We start from the raw sequence: 17,224 nt of genomic DNA on the forward strand, positions 1-17,224 counted from the left end.
TGTCGTCAAACCGCTGAGGTGGTTGAGGGAATCCTGACACGGTACCGGAGTGTCGGCCGCGAAACGCCGTTGTCCTGCGGACAATGTCCGCTCAATCGGGTGGTGCGCTCTTGGAGCGATTGCCACCCGATCGGGGAGAGCCAATTCCGGCACCTGCCTTGGCACTCCCGTCCTTCTTGGTACTTCCCCCGTTTGCCTGCGCGACCGGTGACGGTGCCTCGAAGGCCTCGAGCGCGGACAGCACGTCCTGGACCCTGGAGATCTCGGTGTTGATGTCCTTGCGCCGGCGCACCAGTTCGTCCAGCTCGCGCCGGCCCTCGTCGGTGACCCGCTGCGCCTCGGCCCTGGCCTCGGCGAGCAGCCGCTCGGCCTCCGCGCGGGCGAGTTCGATCTGCTCGTCCGCGGTCCGGTCGGCGGCCCGCAGCCGCTTCTCGGCCTCGGCGGCGGCCGACTCCAGTCGCTCCTCCGCCTCGTCCTGGGAGGACTTCAGCTTGGCCTCGGCCTTGACGATCAGGGCCTCGGCGCGGTCGGTGGAGCTGGCGAGCTTGGTCTCGGCCTCCTTCAGCAGGCCCTCGGCCTTGCGGACGGCGGACAGCCGGACCTTGCTGGCCTCGCTCGACGCGACCGAGGTCAGCTCGTTGGCGCGGTCCTCGGCGCCCGCGACCAGCGCGGCCGCCCGGTCCTCGGCCTCGGCGACGGTGGCGACCGCCTGCTCCTCGGCCTCGGTCAGCTGGTCCTGGGCGGCCGTCACCAGCGCGTCCACCCGCTCGCCGGCCGACTTCATGGCCTGCGCGTTCTCCTTGCGGGCGCGCTCGTGCAGGGCCTCGACCTCGGCGTCGGTGCGCTCGCGCAGCTCCTCGGCGCGCTCGCGGATCGCGGTGGCGTCCCGGCGGGCCTCGGAGAGCAGCGCGTCGGCGTCCGAGCGGCCCTTCTCGACGGCCTCCTGCCCGGTGGCCTCGCCGGCCGCGACCAGCCGGTCGGCCTCCTTGCGGGCGGCGGCGACCATCGCGTCGGCCTGCTCCTCGGCGGCGGCGGTGGTGGCCAGGGCGGTGGTGCGGGCGTCCTCGCCGAGCGACTCGGCGTCCGCGAAGGCCTTCTCCAGGACGGACTTGGCGTGCTCGCGGGTGGACCTGTCGAACTGCTCGGCGGTCTCGCGGGTCTCCGCGTCGTAGGCGTCGGCGCGGGCGTGGGTGTCGGCGTCGTAGTCGTCGGCGAGGGTGCGGGTGGCGAGCGCGTACTCCTCGGCCTCGGCCCGCAGGGCGGCGGCGAACTCCTCCGCCTCGGCGATGCCGGCGGCGGCCCGGTCCTCGCCGGCGGCCACCGTCCGGGCGGCCAGCTCCTCGGACTCGGCGCGCTGACGCTCGGCGGCCTCCTGGGCGGCGCGCAGGGTGTCGTCCGCCCCGGCGCGCAGCTGCTCGTCCCAGGCCAGGGCCTCGGCCCGATGCCGGGCCAGCTCGGCCTCGACGGACTCGCGCTCGGCGGCCAGTTCCAGCTCGGTCTGCTCGCGCAGCGCGGTGGTCTCGGCGTCGGTGCGGGCCCGCAGGTCGGCGGTGTCCCGCTCGGCGGCGGCGCGCAGCTCCGCCACCTCGTGCTCGACCGTGTCGCGCAGCTCGGTGGTCTCGCGGTCGGCCAGCGCCCGCAGTTCGGTGGTCTCCCGGTCGGCGGTGTCGCGCAGTTCGGCGGCGGCCCGCTCGGCCTGCTCGCGGAGTTCCGCGGACTCCCGCTCGGCGGTGGCCCGGAGTTCGGCGATCTGCTGGGAGGCGGTCTCGTGCAGCCCGGCCACCGACTGGCGGACCTCGGCGGCCTCCTCCTCGGCGGCCTCGACCAGCGCGGCGGCCTCGGTCCCGGCCGCGGCGACCAGTTCCTCGCCGTCGCGCCGGGCCTGCTCCAGCTCCTCGCCGGCCTCGGCCCGGATCGTCGCGGCGGTGGCCCGGGCCTCGGACAGCTCGCGGCCGGCCTCGGCGCGGACGGTCGCGGCCTGCTCGTCGGCGAGCGTGCGCTCGGCCTCGGCCCGCTCGCGCAGCTCCGCCGCGGCGGCCTCGGCCTCGGCCCGGAGCCGGGCGGTCCCGGCGGCGGTGCGTTCGGTGAGTTCGGTGGCGGCGGTCTCGGCCTCGGTGCGGACGCGTTCGGCGTGGGTGTCGGCGGCCTCGCGGACGGCGGCGGCCTCGGCGGCGGTGCGTCCGGCCAGCTCCTCGGCGGCGGCCTCGCTGTCGGTGCGGAGCTGTTCGGCGGCGGCCTCGGTCTCGGCGCGGAGCTGCTCTGCGGCGGCCTCGCTGTCGGTGCGGAGCTGCTCGGCTGCTGCTTCGGTCTCGGTGCGGAGCTGTTCGGCGGCGGCCTCGCTGTCGGTCCGGAGCTGCTCGGCTGCTGCTTCGGTCTCGGTCCTGAGCTGTTCGGCGGCGGCCCCGGCGGACTCCAGGGCCCGCTCCGCCTCGGCCTGGAGCCGGGCGGTCTCGGCGGCGGTGCGTTCGGTGAGTTCGGTGGCGGCGGTCTCGGCCTCGGTGCGGACGCGTTCGGCGTGGGTGTCGGCGGCCTCGCGGACGGCGGCGGCCTCGGCGGCGGTGCGTCCGGCCAGCTCCTCGGCGGCGGCCTCGCTGTCGGTGCGGAGCTGTTCGGCGGCGGCCTCGGCCTGCTCCCGCGCCGCCTTGGCGGCGGCCAGCTGCTCGGCGGTCTCCTCGCGCTCCCGGAGCAGTCCGGCGGAGGCCTCCTCGCGCTCGCGGCGGCTCTCCTCGCGCAGCTCCTCGGCCGCGGCCCGGGCCTCGGCCCGGCTGCGGGCGGTCTCGGTGTCGGTCTCGGTGCGCAGCCGCTCGGCCGCGCCGACGGCGGCGTCCCGGACGGCGTTCGCCTCGGTCTGGGCGTCGGCCCGCAGGGCCTGCGCGGCGGCGTTCGCCGCGGCCCGCAGCTGCTGGTCGAACTCGGTCGCCTCGCGGCGCAGTTCGGCGGTCTCCCGCTCCGCGGCGGAGCGGTTCTCGGCGGCCGCGGCCTTGGCGGCGGTGAGCGCGGCCTGGCCCTGCTGCTCGGCCGTGGCGGTGATCTTCGCGGCCTCGGCGCGGGCCCGCTCCAGGGTCTGCTCGGCGCGTCCCTGGGTCTCGGCGGCCTGCTCCTTGGCCTGCTCGCGCAGCCGCTCGATCTCGGCGGCGGCGCCGGAGCGCAGCTCGTCCGCGTCGGACTTGGCCGTGGTGAGCAGTTCCTCGGCGGTCTTCGCCGACTCCTCGATCTGCACCACCGCCTGCCGGCGGGCCTCGCCGCGCACCCGCTCCGCCTCGGCGGCGGCCTGGGCGCGCAGCTCCTCCGCCTCGGCGCGCAGCCGGGCGGCCTCGTCCTGCATCTCCTGGATCCGCTCGCGGATCGCGGCGGCGTCGTCCAGGGCGGCGTTCTGGGCGGCCTCGACCGCGGCCCGGGCCTGCTCGCGCAGCCGCTCGGCCTCCTCGGCGGCCTCGCTCCGGATCCGCTCGGCCTCGGCGGTCGCCCCGGTGCGGGTGGCCTCGGAGTCCCGGCCGGCCCGGTCGAGCATCTCCTCGGCGTTCTTGGCGGCCTTGGCCAGGTGGGCGGCGGCCTCGGCGGCACCGGCGGCCCGGCCGGCCTCCTCGGCCTCGCCGCGCAGCCGCTCGGCGGCGCTCTCGGCCTGGGCCCGCAGTTCGGCGACGTCCTGCTCGGCCCGCGCCCGCATCTCGGCGATCGCGGCCTCGGCCTCGGAGCGCAGCTGGCCGGCCACCGACTCGGCGGTGGCGCGCAGCCGCTCGCTCTCCTCGGAGGCGGCGGCCTTGGCGGCGTCCGCCTCGGCCTGGCGGGTGGCGGCCTGCGCGCGGATCGCGTCGGCCTCCTTGGTGGCCTGGGCGACCATCCGGGCGACCTCGGCGCGGGCGGTCTGCGAGCGCTGCTCGCTGGCGGCCTCGCCGTCGGCGACCCGCTGCTCGGCGGCGGCCTCCGCCGCGGCCTGGAGCTGTTCGGCGGCGGCCTCGGCCCTGGCGCGCAGCTCGGCGGCCTCCTGCCGGGCCCGCTCGGCCTCGGCGGCGACCTCGGCGCGCAGTCGTGCTATCTCCGCCTGGGCGTGGGAGAGCTGCTGCTCGGCGCGGGCCTGCTCGGCGGCCGCGACCTCGGTGAGCCGGCCGATCTCGGCGCGGGCGGCGGCCAGCTCCTGCTCCGCGGCGGCGTGCGCGACGGCGAGCTGCAGCTGGGCCTCGCCGCGGGCGGCGTCCACGTCGGCGGCGGCCTGGGCACCGGCCTGCTGGGCCTGCTCGGAGGCGGCCCGCAGCAGTCGCTCGGCGTCGTTCTGGGCGCGGTGGAGGGCGGCCTCGGCGGCGGCCTGGGCCTCGCCGCGGGCGGCGTCCACGTCCGCGGCGGTCTGCGCGCGGGCGTGGTCGGAGAGGGCGGCGGCCTCGGCACGGGCCGCGGCCATCAGCCGGTCGGCCTCGCCGCGGGCCTCCTGGAGCAGGCGCTGGGCCTCCTGCTCGGTGCCGGCCCGGGCCTGCTCGGCCCAGCTGACGTTCTCGTTGACGTGCTGCTCGGCGCTGCGCCGCAGCTCGGCGAGCTCGTCCTCCAGCTGGCGGCGGCGGGCGGCCAGCTCGGCCTCCAGCCGGGCGGTGCGCTCGGCGGCCTCGGCCATGATCCGCTGGGTCGCGGCCTGGGAGTCGCGCAGCTGGCGCTCGGCGTCGGCGCGCAGCTGCTGGGCCTGCATCTCGGCCGTGCGGAGCATCTGCTCGGCCTGGCCGGAGACGGCGTCGAAGGCGCGCGGCTGGGCGAGCATCCGGCGGGATTCGTGCAGCTTGGCCCGGAGCACCTCCACCTGGTAGGCGAGGTCCTCGGCATGCTCGACTGACTTGTCCCGCTCCTTCCGAGTCCGATCCATCTCGGCCTCGAACTGGGAGAGGTGATCGTCAACCTCGTAGCGGTCGTAGCCCCGCACTCCGCGGTCCCATCCATCTCCTGGTCGCGTCCTCGACCCGGCCGGTCCGCTCCCGTGGTCCGGGCGCCGTTCCGACTGGTCCTTGCATCGCGGACGTCCGGACGCCCCCGTCGTACCGGGAACCTCCGCCGCGTCGTCGGAGTCCGGGGCGTGGGAGCGCGGTCGATCCGCATTCCCCCGTCCGGGTGGACTCCTGGGCGAACTCTTGCCTTGTGGAGAATGGTGACAGATCCGTCTTGCGACTGTTCAGCCGTGCCCGCGTAGTGGACTCCCCTGCGACGGGCCTCCCACCGGTGGCGGGCGGGCCTGTCTTCGGCCGTGCCCGTCGTCTCCGTCCCCCGGAGTCTTCGCGCACCTGGGCATTGTAGTGGGAGCGTGTGGCGGGGGAACGGTCGCGTGGGGGTTTTCCGGCCCGACCGCCGAGGTTACCGGCCGGTCATGGCCGCGGCGGGGCCCCGGAGGGCCGGGTGCCGCCCCGCGGCGGCACCCGGGGAAGGCGTCAGTGGGCCTCGTGAGCGCCCGTTCCGGCGGCGGTGACCAGCTCGGTCAGCACCCCGCCGCAGTCCTTCGGGTGCAGGAAGGTGATCCGCGAGCCCATCGAGCCGATCCGCGGCTCGTCGTAGAGGACCCGGACGCCCTTGGCGCGGATCTCCTCGGAGTCGGCGTCGACGTCGGCGGTGCCGAAGGCGATGTGGTGGACGCCCTCGCCGTTCTTGGCCAGCCACTTGCCGACCGGGGAGTCCTCCCGGATCGGCTCCAGCAGCTGGAGGAAGGAGGCACCGCCGTCGCCGGTGTCGTTGATCCTGAGCATGGCCTCGCGGACCCCCTGCTCCTCGTTGACCTCGCTGTGGAACACCTCGAAGCCGTAGGTGGCGCGGTAGAACTCGACCGTCTTGTCGAGGTCCCGGCAGGCGATGCCGATGTGGTCGATGCGGGTGAGCACGGATGGCCTCCGATGAGGTGCGGGCGCGACAGGACGGCAACAGTGCAGCGCATGACGGTCGGCGGCGCCACCGATCGGGATGCGAGTCTGCTCACACGGGCCCGGCAGGGTTCACCCGGGCCGGGTCGGCACGGTGTTGACCGGAGTGTGCCAGTGCGCTCGATCACACCATGGGTCCGGTGACGGGCGGGTAACAGGTCAGTAGATTGAGCGGAATCCTCCACCTGGCCACGACGTGCGAAGGGGCTCGTCCCATGACCAACACCACCTCTGTGATCGTTGCCGGGGCACGGACCCCGATGGGCCGGCTGCTCGGCTCCCTGAAGGGCTTCTCCGGCGCGGAACTCGGCGCCTTCGCCATCAAGGCCGCGCTGGAGCGGTCCGGCATCACCGGCGACCAGGTCCAGTACGTGATCATGGGCCAGGTGCTCCAGGCCGGCGCCGGCCAGATCCCGGCCCGCCAGGCCGCCGTCAAGGCCGGCATCCCGCTGAACGTCCCGGCGCTCACCATCAACAAGGTGTGTCTCTCCGGCCTGGACGCCATCGCGCTGGCCGACCAGCTGATCCGGGCCGGCGAGTTCGACATCGTGGTGGCCGGCGGCCAGGAGTCGATGACCAACGCCCCGCACCTGCTGCCGAAGTCCCGCGAGGGCTACAAGTACGGCGCGATCGAGCTGCTCGACGCGATGGCCCACGACGGCCTGACCGACGCCTACGAGAACATCCCGATGGGCGAGTCCACCGAGAAGCACAACGCCCGGCTCGGCATCCCGCGCGACGTCCAGGACGAGATCGCCGCCGCCTCGCACCAGCGCGCGGCCAAGGCGCAGGCCGACGGCATCTTCGACGCCGAGATCGTCCCGGTGGAGATCCCGCAGCGCAAGGGCGAGCCGGTCGTGTTCGGCCAGGACGAGGGCATCCGCGCCGACACCACGGTCGAGGGCCTGGCCCGGCTGCGCCCGGCGTTCACCAAGGACGGCACCATCACCGCCGGCACCTCCTCGCAGATCTCGGACGGCGCCGCCGCCGTGGTCGTGATGAGCAGGGCCAAGGCCGAGGAGCTGGGCCTGAGCTGGATCGCCGAGATCGGCGCGCACGGCAATGTCGCGGGCCCGGACAACTCGCTGCAGTCGCAGCCGTCCAACGCGATCAAGCACGCGGTGGCCAAGGAGGGCATCGCGGTCGAGGACCTCGACCTGATCGAGATCAACGAGGCCTTCGCCGCCGTCGCCCACCAGTCGACCAAGGACCTCGGCGTCTCCCCGGAGATCGTCAACGTCAACGGCGGCGCGATCGCGCTGGGTCACCCGATCGGGATGTCCGGCGCCCGGGTCGTGCTGCACCTCGCGCTGGAGCTGAAGCGCCGCGGTGGCGGCATCGGCGCGGCCGCGCTCTGCGGCGGCGGCGGCCAGGGCGACGCGCTGATCGTGCGGGTGCCCAAGGTCTGACCCGTACCGGCCCACCGACCGAACCACACCGGGGCTGCGCACCGCCACAAGCGGGGCGCGGCCCTTCGGCGCAAGGAGACCCACCCATGATCGATGTGCCGACCCTGGTCGAGCAGGCCCGGCAGGGCCGTCCGCGGGCCGTCGCCCGCCTGATCTCGCTGGTCGAGAACGCCGCGCCGGAGCTGCGCGAGGTGATGGCCGCGCTGGCGCCGTACACCGGGCACGCCTACACGGTCGGGCTGACCGGCTCGCCGGGCGTGGGCAAGTCCACCTCCACCTCGGCGCTGGTCTCCGCCTACCGGCGGCTGGGCAAGCGGGTCGGCGTGCTGGCGGTCGACCCGTCCTCGCCGTTCTCCGGCGGCGCGCTGCTCGGCGACCGGGTCCGGATGCAGGACCACGCCACCGACCCCGAGGTGTTCATCCGCTCGATGGCCACCCGGGGCCACCTGGGCGGCCTGTCCTGGGCCGCCCCGCAGGCGCTGCGGGTGCTGGACGCGGCCGGCTGCGACGTGATCCTGGTCGAGACCGTGGGTGTCGGCCAGTCCGAGGTGGAGATCGCCGCGCAGGCCGACACCTCGGTGGTGCTGCTCGCCCCCGGGATGGGCGACGGCATCCAGGCCGCCAAGGCCGGGATCCTGGAGATCGGCGACCTGTTCGTGGTCAACAAGGCCGACCGGGACGGCGCCGACGCCACCGCCAGGGAGCTGAACCACATGCTGGGCCTCGGCGAGGCCCGCGACGCGGGGGCCTGGCGCCCGCCGATCGTGAAGACCGTGGCGGCCCGGGGCGAGGGCGTGGACGAGGTGGTGGAGGCGCTGGAGAAGCACCGCGCCTGGCTGGAGGAGCACGGCGAGCTGGAGGTCCGGCGCCGCCGTCGGGCCGCCCAGGAGATCGAGGCGATCGCGCTGGCCGCGCTGCGATCCCGGATCGGCGACCTGCACGGCGACCGGCAGCTGGCCGCGCTGGCCGAGAAGGTGGTGGCCGGCGAGCTGGACCCGTACGGCGCGGCCGACCGGCTGGTGGCGGGCCTGACCAGGAGCTGAGCCCGCGCCGCGGCCCGGCACCCCGGTCGGGGGCGCCGGGCCGCGGGGACCGGTCGGGGCGGGCTGCTCAGCCGCGTCCGCGCAGGCCGCGCAGGTGCTCGGCGACCGGGGCCAGCGCCTCGTACATCGCGTCGAGCTGCTCGGGGGTGAAGCGGTCGATGAAGTGCGCCCGGACGCTGCGCACATGGCAGGGCGCGACCCGCTGCATGGTCTCCCAGCCCTGCTCGGTGAGGTTGGCGTAGAGGCCGCGGCGGTCGCCGGGGCACTCCTGGCGCAGCACCAGTCCGGCGTTCTCCATGCGGGTGATCTGGTGCGAGAGCCGGCTCTTCGACTGGAGGGTCGCGGTGGCCAGGTCGGTCATCCGCAGCCGCCGCTCGGGCGCCTCGGAGAGCACGACCAGGATCTCGTAGTCGTTGATCGCCAGGTTGTGCGGCTGGAGCTCGCGGCTCAGCTGGTACTCCAGCAGCTTGGCGACCTCCAGGTGGGCGCGCCACAGCCGTTGCTCCCGGACGGTCAGCCAGGGGGTCTCCTCCTCGGGCCCTCCGGGCTGCGGGGCCGAGGCGTCTGCCGGGTCGACGGTGTGCGTGTCCATGGTTCTACGATAGCGCACTTAGTTCAATGTTGTACGACTTTACCGGCGTTCACACGACCGGGGACGTCGCGGCCGGACCGGCGGCGGAACGGGTCGGTGCGGGCGGGGCGGGTCAGAGCCCGAAGCGCCGCCCGAGGTCGCCCAGGTTACCGAGACCGGGCACGTTCACGTTCGGCAGCTGGCTGTTGCCGTGCCCGGCGCCGTGCTGGCCCGGCACCCCGCCCATCGGCACCCCGGCCTCGGCGTGCACCTGGCCGACGGCGCGCTCGGCCATCAGCACCTCGCTGGACTGGAGCAGCACCTGGCCGGCGCCGATGAACTCGAACTGGTGCTCCTCGCCGGAGGCCCCGCCCAGCCCGGTGAGCCGGCGCAGACCGCCGATCACACCGTGCATGTAGTCGTGGTCGTAGTGGTGGCACGGCGCCGGGCAGTCCGCCCAGCCGACCAGCGCCTGCGGGTCCACCCGGATCGGCGGCTCGACGAAGTGCACCGGCCCGTTCGAGGCGGCGACGAACTTGCCGCTGCCGATCAGGGTCAGGAAGCCCGGGATGATCGACTGCTTGAGCCGCAGGGTGGGCTCGTAGGCCAGCAGGTTCCCCGAGCGGACCGTCAGGTTCCCCTCCTCCAGGTCGTAGGAGTTGAGGTCGAAGGCCCGGTCGGCCAGCAGCAGCTTGCCGCGGCCCTCGGCGACCACCCAGTCCGCCGCGTGCATCGGCGAGTTGAAGTGCTGCCCGAGCATCCGGTCGATCGCGCCGGCGCCGACGCCCTTGAAGGAGATGTCGCCGTAGTAGGCGACCATCTTGCCCTTCTGCAGGAAGTACGAGCCGTTGAGGTCCACCGAGAAGGCGTACGGGTTGACGTTGTCGTTGGACGGCAGGCTGTGCACGTCGTGGACGACCGGCCCGGTGCCGTCCTGCGCCTTGGGCAGCGGGGCCTGGGCGCCGCCGTACTGCTCCTGGGCGTACTGCTGCGGCGGCTGGGCCGGGTAGCCCTGCGGCGGGGGCGGCGGGTAGCCGCCCTGCTGCGGGTAGCCCTGCGGGGGGTACGGCTGCTGGCCCTGCTGGGGGTAGCCCTGCGGCGGGTAGCCGGGCGGCGGTGCGGCGGGGTAGCCGGGCTGGGTCGGCTGGCCGTACGGGGACTGCCCGTACGGGTCCTGGGGCTGCCCGTACGGGGGCTGCGGCGGGTAGGACATCAGAGCTTCTCCTCGCTCGCCTGCACGTACACCGTGCCGTGCCCCGACAGCTCCAGCTGGAACGCCTCGCCGGAGCCGCGGCCGATCATGTCGCGCCACCCCAGCGCGGTCGACAGCTTGTTCTGGACCTGGCCGCGGTGCGCGACGTAGGCCTGCGGGTCGACGTGCACCGGCTGGTGCGGGGTGATCGGCAGCTCGAAGACGCCGCCGTGCGCCATCACCGCGACCGCGCCGTGGCCGTCCAGCTTGGTGGTGAACAGACCCTGGCCGGTGACCTGGCCCCGGACCATGCCCATTACGCCGCCCTGCGAGCCCATGAACATGGTGGACTGCTGCAGCGAGCCCTCGAAGGCGAGCAGCCGGTCCGCCTCGACGTACAGGGTGTCGCCGGTCAGGTCGATCACCTGGACGTGGTGGCCGCCGTGGCCGAACATCACGGTGCCCTGGCCCTCGACGGTCATCAGCGGGGTGTCCTCGTTGGCCACCCGGCGGCCGATCATCGACATGACGCCGCCCTGGCCGCCGGTGATGTTCGGCGTGAACCGCACCTCGCCGGAGTACGCGAGCATCGCGCCGCGCTGGCTGAACAGTCGCTGGCCGGGCACGACCCGGGCCTCGATCATCTTGCTGTTGATCTTCGTGAACGCCATCAGACGTCACCCCCGACGGTCAGCTTCTCGGAGGGCTGCACGTAGACCAGTCCCTCGCCGGTGAACTCCACCTGGACGGCCTCGCCGCCGCCCTCGCCGATGAAGGTGCTCCAGCCGGCGCCGGACTTGATGGAGCGGTTGAGGTTGCCGGTGTGCGCCACGTACGCGCCGGGGTCGACCCGCAGCGGCATGCCCTGGGACACCCGGAGGATGATCGCCGGCCCCTTGGACGTGACGGCGGCCCAGCCGTGCCCCTCGACCTTGGTGGTGAACAGGCCGTTGCCGGACGAGACGCCGTTCAGGCCGGTGAAGCTGGTGCCGGTCTTGAGCGTGCCCTCGGTGCAGAGCAGATTGTCGGACTCGACGTAGAGCGTCTCGCCGTTCAGCCGCACCAGGTTGATCTCGGTGGCCTGGTCGGCGAAGTAGCAGGTGCCCTGTCCTTTCACCTCCATGACCGTCATCTGCTCGCCGGTGAGCCGACGGGTCACCATGCCGCGGATGCCGTCACCGCCACCGCTGAGCTTCTTGAAGTTCATCTGGCCGGTGTACGCGACCATTGAACCGTTCTTGGCCTTCACGAGGTCGCCGGTCATGTCGACGGCGAGCGTCTTGGACCCCTGGAGTCGAAACTGTGCCACGGCCGCAATGTAGCGGTCGGCGGGCCGGGCCGGGGAGGGGGAGGCCGGGTTCTGGTACGCGTCCGGTACAAAGCGGTCGCCCGGAGTCCGCTCCCCGTACCCCCGGGGGCGGGTTCGGACATGTGCTCGGTGATAATGGGGCGGATGCTTGTGAGCCGGTTCACAAGCGATCTCCGAACCCCCGTATCGAGGTACCCATCGTGAACAGCAGCGCCGTCCACCGCCTGCGCCTGGTCTCCGGCCCCGAAGGGGTCTCGTTCCTGCTCCTGCTGCTCTGCTCGGTGCTCAAGCGCACCACCAGCTTCAACGGCGTGCCGGTGATGGGCATGGTCCACGGGATCCTGTTCATCCTCTACGTGGTCTTCTGGATCATGGCCTGGCAGTCGCAGAAGTGGGACGTCAAGCGCGGCGCCGTGCTGTTCGTCCTGTCGGTGCTGCCCCTCGGCGGCTTCGTGGCCGAGCGGATGCTCGCCAAGGAGGAGCGCGCCGGCGTCGAGACCGCGGTGCCGGCCGCGGCCTGACCGGCCCGCGCGAGCCCTCCCGACGCCCGACGCCGACAGGCTGCCGGGGCCCCCTCTCCCAGTGGGCCCCGGCAGCCTGTCGCTTTCCGGGAGTGGTCCGGTCCCTCCTAGTTGACGTTCACCGCGCTCCAGGCCGCGGCCACCGTGTTGTACTCCACGCTGCCGGCGCCGTAGAGGTCCTTGGCGGCGTTCAGGGTGCCGGTGCGGGCGGCCTTGTAGTTGGTGCTGGAGGTGAAGTAGGTCGTCAGCGCGCGGTACCAGATCGCGGCGGCCTTGTCGCGGCCGATGCCGGTGATCGTGGAGCCGTTGGAGGTCGGGCTGTTGTAGGAGACGCCGTTGATCACCTTCGCGCCGCTGCCCTCGGACAGCAGGTAGAAGAAGTGGTTGGCGACACCCGAGGAGTAGTGGACGTCGATGCTGCCGATCCCGGAGTACCAGGAGTCCTTGGACGAGCCGTCCTTGGAGGGCTTGTCCATGTAGCGCAGCGGCTGACCGTTGCCGAAGATGTTGATCTTCTCGCCGATCAGGTAGTCCGGCACGTCCGAGGGCAGGTTGGCGTACCACTCGACCATGGTGCCGAAGATGTCCGAGGTGGCCTCGTTGAGGCCGCCGGACTCGCCGGAGTAGGTGAGGTTGGCGGTCGCCGCCGTGACGCCGTGGCTCATCTCGTGGCCGGCCACGTCGATGGCGGTCAGCGGGTTGGTGTTGTTGGTGCCGTCGCCGTAGGTCATGCAGAAGCAGGAGTCCTGCCAGAAGGCGTTGACGTAGGCGTTGCCGTAGTGCACCCGGTTGCTGGCGCCGACGCCGTTGTTCTTGATGCCGTTCCGGTTGAACTTGGCCTTGTAGTAGTCCCAGGTCGCCCCGGTGCCGAACTGCGCGTCGACCGCGGCGGACTGGGTGTCCGAGGCGGTGCCGTTGCCCCAGTTGTTGTCCGCGTCGGTGTACAGCGCGTTGCCGTTCTTGGCGTTGCCGGTCCACTGGTTGCCGCGGGAGGCGTCCTTGAGCTGGTAGGTGGACCCGCTCTGGGTGGTGGTCAGGGTCACCGTCCCGACGTGCACGCCCTTGCCGGTGCCGGTGGCGGTCTGCACCTCCTCGTGGGTGGAGAGCAGCTGGCCGGTGGCGGCGTCGGTGACCAGTCGCTGGCTGCTCGGGGTGCCGTCGGCGCGCTCGCCGTGGACCACGGTCTGGTACGCCAGCCGCGGGCTGCCCCCGCCCGCCCAGACCACCAGGGTCGGGCTGCTCGCGCCGTCGACCCGGGTGACCGGGGACGCGTCCTCGTCGGCCGGGGCGATGCCGACGGTGGCCCGGACCGAGTCGACGGCCTGGGTGGAGGCGGTGTCGGCGGAGAGCTTCGGGGTGAGGCTCGGCAGCGAGAGCCGGCCGTCGAAGGCGCGGTCCACCGAGGCGACGGTGCCGTTCGCCTTCTGGTGGACGATGAGGTCGCCGCCCAGGACCGGCAGGCCGGCGTAGGTCCGGTCGTAGCGCAGGTGGCGGGTGCCGTTGGCGTCCACGATCGCGTCCTTGACGACCAGCTGCTCCTGGCCGCCGAGGCCGAGGGCCTTCGCGACCGGCGCGGCCTGCTGGCCGGCCAGGGAGATGATCGCGTCGCGCTGCAGGACGGGGGCGGCCTGGGCGGGGGCGGCGGCGACCTGGATGGCGCCGGCCAGAAGTGCGGAGGCGGAGAGTACGGCGCCGGCTGTCAGCTTTCGCTTCACGTGCGGGGTTCCTTCCACGAAACCGCGGGTGCGCGGTCACGCCGCGTACCGGGGCGCCGGGGTTGGCGCCTTGGGGCGGTAGGGCGTTGACGTGCTGCTCCGTGCGGCCTGACGGTCCGTCGGTGGGTGGGGCGACGGACGTCCGGACGGGGCTTGGGCAGAAGCATGACAAGTCAGTTCGGCGAACAACAGGGAGCGACGGGGTATTGGCCAGGTCTCGCCACGGCCCGAACGGGTGGTGGCCGTGCGACGGTTGTGCCGGTTGTCCGCTTTCGTCCGCTGGCGTGATCCCGCCAGCGGCGGGCCTTGTCGGCCTCCGCCGGTCTTGCTACGCGGGCGGGGAAGGAACGGGTGGGGGCGGAAGGGGCGGGCGGGGGGACGGACGGGCGGGGAAACGGACGGACGTCCGGGGCCTCCCCTCCCAGTGAGGGCCCCGGACGTCCGTCGGACCGCGCGTCAGTTGACGTTGACGCCGCTCCACGCGGCCGCGACCGCGTTGTACTCGGTGCTGCCGGCGCCGTAGAGGTCCTTGGCGGCGCTCAGGGTGCCGGTGCGGGCCGCCTTGTAGTTGGTGGTCGAGGTGAAGTAGACCGTCAGCGCGCGGTACCAGATCGCCGCGGCCTTGTCGCGGCCGATGCCGGTGAGCGTCGAGCCGTTGGAGGTCGGGCTGTTGTACGCGACGCCGTTGATGGTCTTCGCGCCGCTGCCCTCGGCCAGCAGGTAGAAGAAGTGGTTGCCCACGCCCGAGGAGTAGTGGACGTCCAGGCCGCCGACCGAGGAGGACCAGGCGTCGGCCGAGCCGCCGTCCTTGGAGGGCTTGTCCATGTAGCGCAGCGGCGTGCCGTCGCCGTTGATGTCGATCTCCTCGCCGATGAGGTAGTCCGGCTTGTCGGCGGCGAGGTTGGCGGACCACTCGACCATGGTGCCGAAGATGTCCGAGGTGGCCTCGTTGAGGCCGCCGGACTCGCCCGAGTAGTTCAGGCCGGCGGTGGCCGAGGTGACGCCGTGGGTCATCTCGTGGCCCGCGACGTCCAGCGCGGTCAGCGGGTTGGTGTTGCCGCTGCCGTCGCCGTAGGTCATGCAGAAGCAGGAGTCGTCCCAGAACGCGTTGACGTAGTTGCGGCCGTAGTGGACCCGGCTGGTGGCGCCGACGCCGTTGTTCTTGATGCCGCTGCGGCCGAAGGTGTTCTTGTAGTAGTCCCAGGTGGCCGCCGCGCCGAACTGGGCGTCCACCGCGGCCGACTGGCGGTTGGCGGCGGTGCCGTCGCCCCACGCGTTGTCGGCGTCGGTGAAGAGGGTGCCGGAGCCGGTGGTCTTGCCCTTGAGGTCGCTGGTGGACTGGCCGCCGCGGGAGGCGTCCTTCAGCTGGTAGGTGGAGCCGCTCTTGGTGGTGGTCAGCGGGACGCTGCCGACGAAGACGCCCTTGCCGGTGCCGGTGGCGGTCTGCACCTGCTCGTGGGTGGACAGCACCTCGCCGCTGGCGGCGTCGGTGACCAGCAGCTGGCTGCTCGGGGTGCCGTCGGCGCGCACGCCCTGGACGGTGGTCCGGTACGCCAGCCGCGGGTTGCCGTCGGCGGCCCAGACGACCAGCTCGGCGGCGCCGGCCTGGTGCACCTCGGCGAGCGGGGACTCGTCCTTGTCGGCGGCGATGCCGACGCTGGAGGCGACCGCGCCGGAGGCCTGGGCGGCGGCCTTGTCGGCCGGGATCGCCGGGGTCAGGCTCGGCACCGCGATCGTCGCGGCGACGGCCTTGTCCACGGCCTCGACGGCGCCGCCGGCGGCCTGGTGCACGACCAGGTCGCCGCCCAGCACCGGGAGTCCGGCGTAGGTGCGCTCGAAGCGGAGGTGGCGGGTGCCGTCGGCGTCCACCACGGCGTCCTTGGCCACCAGGGTCTCCTTGCCGCCGAGGCCGAGCGCCTTGGTCAGCGGACCGGTCTCGCCGTTCGCCAGGGCGATCAGGCCGGCCCGGTGCTCGGCGGCCTGGGCCTGGACCGAGGGGGTCGGAGTGGCCTGGGCGGCGGTGCTCACCTGGATGACGCCGGTGAGGAGGGCGGTGGCGGAGAGTACGGCGCCGGCTGCGAGCGATCGCTTCACGTACAGGTCCTTCCGGGAAACCGCGTGCGCGGTCGCGCCTCGCTCCGGGGTGCCGGGGTTGGCACCTGAGGGGCGGAACGGGCGCTGACGTGCTGCTCCGTGCGGTCCACGGTGGTCACCGGTGAGTGGGGCGGTGGCCACCGGACGGGGCTGGCCGAAAGCATGACAATCCAACAAGTGAAATGACAGGTCTTGTTCATGGATTGGCCAGGTCTCGCCAATGTGGCGGAACGTGAACAGAGTGAGGAATGGGGTGAATCCCCCCGCCCCCGTCACGGGTTCCGGTCCGAACCGACGCCCGGTAGCGGCGCGGACGTCGTCCGACGGCCCGCCCGGGCCCCGCCCGCCCCGGCCGGCGGAACGGTTGGTACCCGTTCACACCCCCGCAACGTGCTGGTACGGACCTGACGGACCCGCTGGCGTGATCCCGCCACGTGTCGCGCTTGTCCATCCCTCAGGACGACTGGTAGCGGCGGCCGCTCCCGCCGGTACGGTTGGCGGGTGGCCAAGCCCCTCGCACTCGACTTCGACCCGATCGCCCGTGCCGACGAGCTGTGGACCCGCCGTTGGGGAGCCGTCCCCGCGATGGCGGCGATCACCTCGATCATGCGGGCCCACCAGATCCTGCTCTCCCGTGTGGACGCGGTGCTCAAGCCGTACGGGCTGACCTTCGCCCGCTACGAGGCGCTGGTCCTGCTCACCTTCAGCCGGACCGGGGAGCTGTCGCTCTCCAAGATCGGTGAGCGCCTGATGGTCCACCCGACCAGCGTCACCAACACCGTCGACCGCCTGGAGCGGGCCGGGCTGGTCGCCCGCCGCCCCAATCCGCTGGACGGCCGGGGCGTGCTCGCCACGATCACCGACCGCGGGCGCGAGGTCGTCGAGGGGGCCACCGGGGAGCTCATGGCGATGGACTTCGGCCTGGAGGAGTTCGACGGCGGGCAGTGCCGCGAGGTGTTCGACCTGCTGCGCCCGCTGCGGGTGGCGGCCGGCGACTTCGCCGAGCTGCCCGGCGAGGGGCCTGCGCCGGGCGGGGCGTGAGGACGGCTACCCTCGTGGGAGCGGTGCGCGGATCCGGACGTACCCCCCCGATGCTGACTCGCGAGGCGATGTAGAGATGAAGGCGACCCCCCTGCTGGGCTGGTACCGCGCCCTGGCCGTTGCGACCGGTGTGGCGCTGCTGGTCTTCTGCGGTTTCATGGTCGCGAAGTACGGCTTCGACGCGGCCGAGGACGTGACCACCTACGTCGCGATGCTGCACGGGTACCTCTACATCGGGTACTTCGTGGTGACCTTCCTGCTCGGCCAGAAGCTCAAGTGGCCGCTGGGGCGGATGGTCTTCTTCCTGGCCGCCGGCTGCATCCCGTTCGCCTCCTTCGTCGCCGAGCGCAAGGTGGTCGCCGAGGCCGCCGCCGCCGGGCAGGCCGCCGGTGACGCCGCCCGGCAGCCGGCCGGCGTCTGAGCGGAGCCGCCGCCGGCGCCGCG

General features: G+C 73.3%; 13 protein-coding genes. 5 read left to right on the forward strand and 8 right to left on the reverse strand.

All coding sequences use genetic code 11. The annotated features are described in order from the left end of the window. Window positions 1-91: 91 nt before the first annotated feature. Both ACW14Y_RS26155 and mce read right to left on the reverse strand, forming a co-directional pair. Window positions 92-4,846, reverse strand: a complete 4,755-nt coding sequence (locus tag ACW14Y_RS26155) for a hypothetical protein (RefSeq protein ID WP_456983635.1) — start codon at window positions 4,844-4,846, stop codon at window positions 92-94. A gap of 556 nt (window positions 4,847-5,402) precedes the next feature. Continuing rightward, a complete protein-coding gene (gene mce / locus ACW14Y_RS26160; RefSeq protein WP_380439526.1) occupies window positions 5,403-5,846 on the reverse strand; it encodes a methylmalonyl-CoA epimerase in 444 nt (147 codons plus the stop codon). Between the two features lie 254 nt (window positions 5,847-6,100). On the opposite strand from mce, the gene ACW14Y_RS26165 reads away from it, so the two are divergent. Both ACW14Y_RS26165 and meaB read left to right on the forward strand, forming a co-directional pair. Beyond that, window positions 6,101-7,294 carry an acetyl-CoA C-acetyltransferase gene (locus tag ACW14Y_RS26165; protein WP_380300458.1) on the forward strand — a complete coding sequence of 398 codons (1,194 nt, stop codon included), beginning with the start codon at window positions 6,101-6,103 and terminating at the stop codon, window positions 7,292-7,294. An 86-nt stretch (window positions 7,295-7,380) separates the two neighbouring features. Next, on the forward strand, window positions 7,381-8,337 hold the full coding sequence (gene meaB / locus ACW14Y_RS26170) for a methylmalonyl Co-A mutase-associated GTPase MeaB (protein ID WP_380300457.1): 957 nt from the start codon (window positions 7,381-7,383) through the stop codon (window positions 8,335-8,337). A gap of 67 nt (window positions 8,338-8,404) precedes the next feature. Here meaB and ACW14Y_RS26175 read toward each other — a convergent pair whose 3' ends face one another. From ACW14Y_RS26175 to ACW14Y_RS26190, 4 genes are all read right to left on the reverse strand, one after another. Continuing rightward, window positions 8,405-8,929: a MarR family winged helix-turn-helix transcriptional regulator gene (locus tag ACW14Y_RS26175; protein ID WP_380300456.1), complete on the reverse strand. Its 525-nt coding sequence runs from the start codon at window positions 8,927-8,929 to the stop codon at window positions 8,405-8,407. A 112-nt stretch (window positions 8,930-9,041) separates the two neighbouring features. After that, the gene (locus tag ACW14Y_RS26180) at window positions 9,042-9,857 is read right to left on the reverse strand and encodes an AIM24 family protein (RefSeq protein ID WP_380300487.1); all 816 of its coding nucleotides are present in this window, start codon (window positions 9,855-9,857) and stop codon (window positions 9,042-9,044) included. Between the two features lie 263 nt (window positions 9,858-10,120). Beyond that, window positions 10,121-10,771, reverse strand: coding sequence for an AIM24 family protein (locus ACW14Y_RS26185; RefSeq protein ID WP_266271528.1), 651 nt, complete (start codon window positions 10,769-10,771; stop codon window positions 10,121-10,123). Further along, window positions 10,771-11,409: an AIM24 family protein gene (locus ACW14Y_RS26190; RefSeq protein WP_078879803.1), complete on the reverse strand. Its 639-nt coding sequence runs from the start codon at window positions 11,407-11,409 to the stop codon at window positions 10,771-10,773. Before ACW14Y_RS26190 ends, ACW14Y_RS26185 begins: the two co-directional genes overlap by 1 nt. A gap of 197 nt (window positions 11,410-11,606) precedes the next feature. Between ACW14Y_RS26190 and ACW14Y_RS26195 the strand changes: the two genes are divergently transcribed. Next, entirely contained in the window at window positions 11,607-11,930 is a 324-nt protein-coding gene (locus ACW14Y_RS26195) for a DUF3817 domain-containing protein (RefSeq protein ID WP_380300486.1), read from the forward strand. A gap of 107 nt (window positions 11,931-12,037) precedes the next feature. On the opposite strand, the gene ACW14Y_RS26200 is transcribed toward ACW14Y_RS26195, so the two are convergent. Both ACW14Y_RS26200 and ACW14Y_RS26205 read right to left on the reverse strand, forming a co-directional pair. Beyond that, window positions 12,038-13,645, reverse strand: coding sequence for a M4 family metallopeptidase (locus tag ACW14Y_RS26200; protein ID WP_380389973.1), 1,608 nt, complete (start codon window positions 13,643-13,645; stop codon window positions 12,038-12,040). A gap of 456 nt (window positions 13,646-14,101) precedes the next feature. Continuing rightward, window positions 14,102-15,739, reverse strand: a complete 1,638-nt coding sequence (locus ACW14Y_RS26205; RefSeq protein ID WP_380300454.1) for a M4 family metallopeptidase — start codon at window positions 15,737-15,739, stop codon at window positions 14,102-14,104. A gap of 501 nt (window positions 15,740-16,240) precedes the next feature. Between ACW14Y_RS26205 and ACW14Y_RS26210 the strand changes: the two genes are divergently transcribed. Next, a complete protein-coding gene (locus tag ACW14Y_RS26210; protein WP_030392752.1) occupies window positions 16,241-16,780 on the forward strand; it encodes a MarR family winged helix-turn-helix transcriptional regulator in 540 nt (179 codons plus the stop codon). 76 nt (window positions 16,781-16,856) lie between these two features. Continuing rightward, a complete protein-coding gene (locus ACW14Y_RS26215; protein WP_380300452.1) occupies window positions 16,857-17,201 on the forward strand; it encodes a DUF3817 domain-containing protein in 345 nt (114 codons plus the stop codon). The last annotated feature ends 23 nt before the right edge of the window (window positions 17,202-17,224 follow it).

Source organism: Kitasatospora sp. cg17-2, from assembly GCF_054031055.1.

Excerpts from the sequence above, each read along its gene's own strand:
- ACW14Y_RS26155 (WP_456983635.1), bottom strand. The coding sequence starts at position 4,846 with ATGGATCGGACTCGGAAGGAGCGGGACAAGTCAGTCGAGCATGCCGAG.
- ACW14Y_RS26165 (WP_380300458.1), top strand. The coding sequence starts at position 6,101 with ATGACCAACACCACCTCTGTGATCGTTGCCGGGGCACGGACCCCGATG.
- meaB (WP_380300457.1), top strand. The coding sequence starts at position 7,381 with ATGATCGATGTGCCGACCCTGGTCGAGCAGGCCCGGCAGGGCCGTCCG.
- ACW14Y_RS26175 (WP_380300456.1), bottom strand. The coding sequence starts at position 8,929 with ATGGACACGCACACCGTCGACCCGGCAGACGCCTCGGCCCCGCAGCCC.
- ACW14Y_RS26185 (WP_266271528.1), bottom strand. The coding sequence starts at position 10,771 with ATGGCGTTCACGAAGATCAACAGCAAGATGATCGAGGCCCGGGTCGTG.
- ACW14Y_RS26215 (WP_380300452.1), top strand. The coding sequence starts at position 16,857 with ATGAAGGCGACCCCCCTGCTGGGCTGGTACCGCGCCCTGGCCGTTGCG.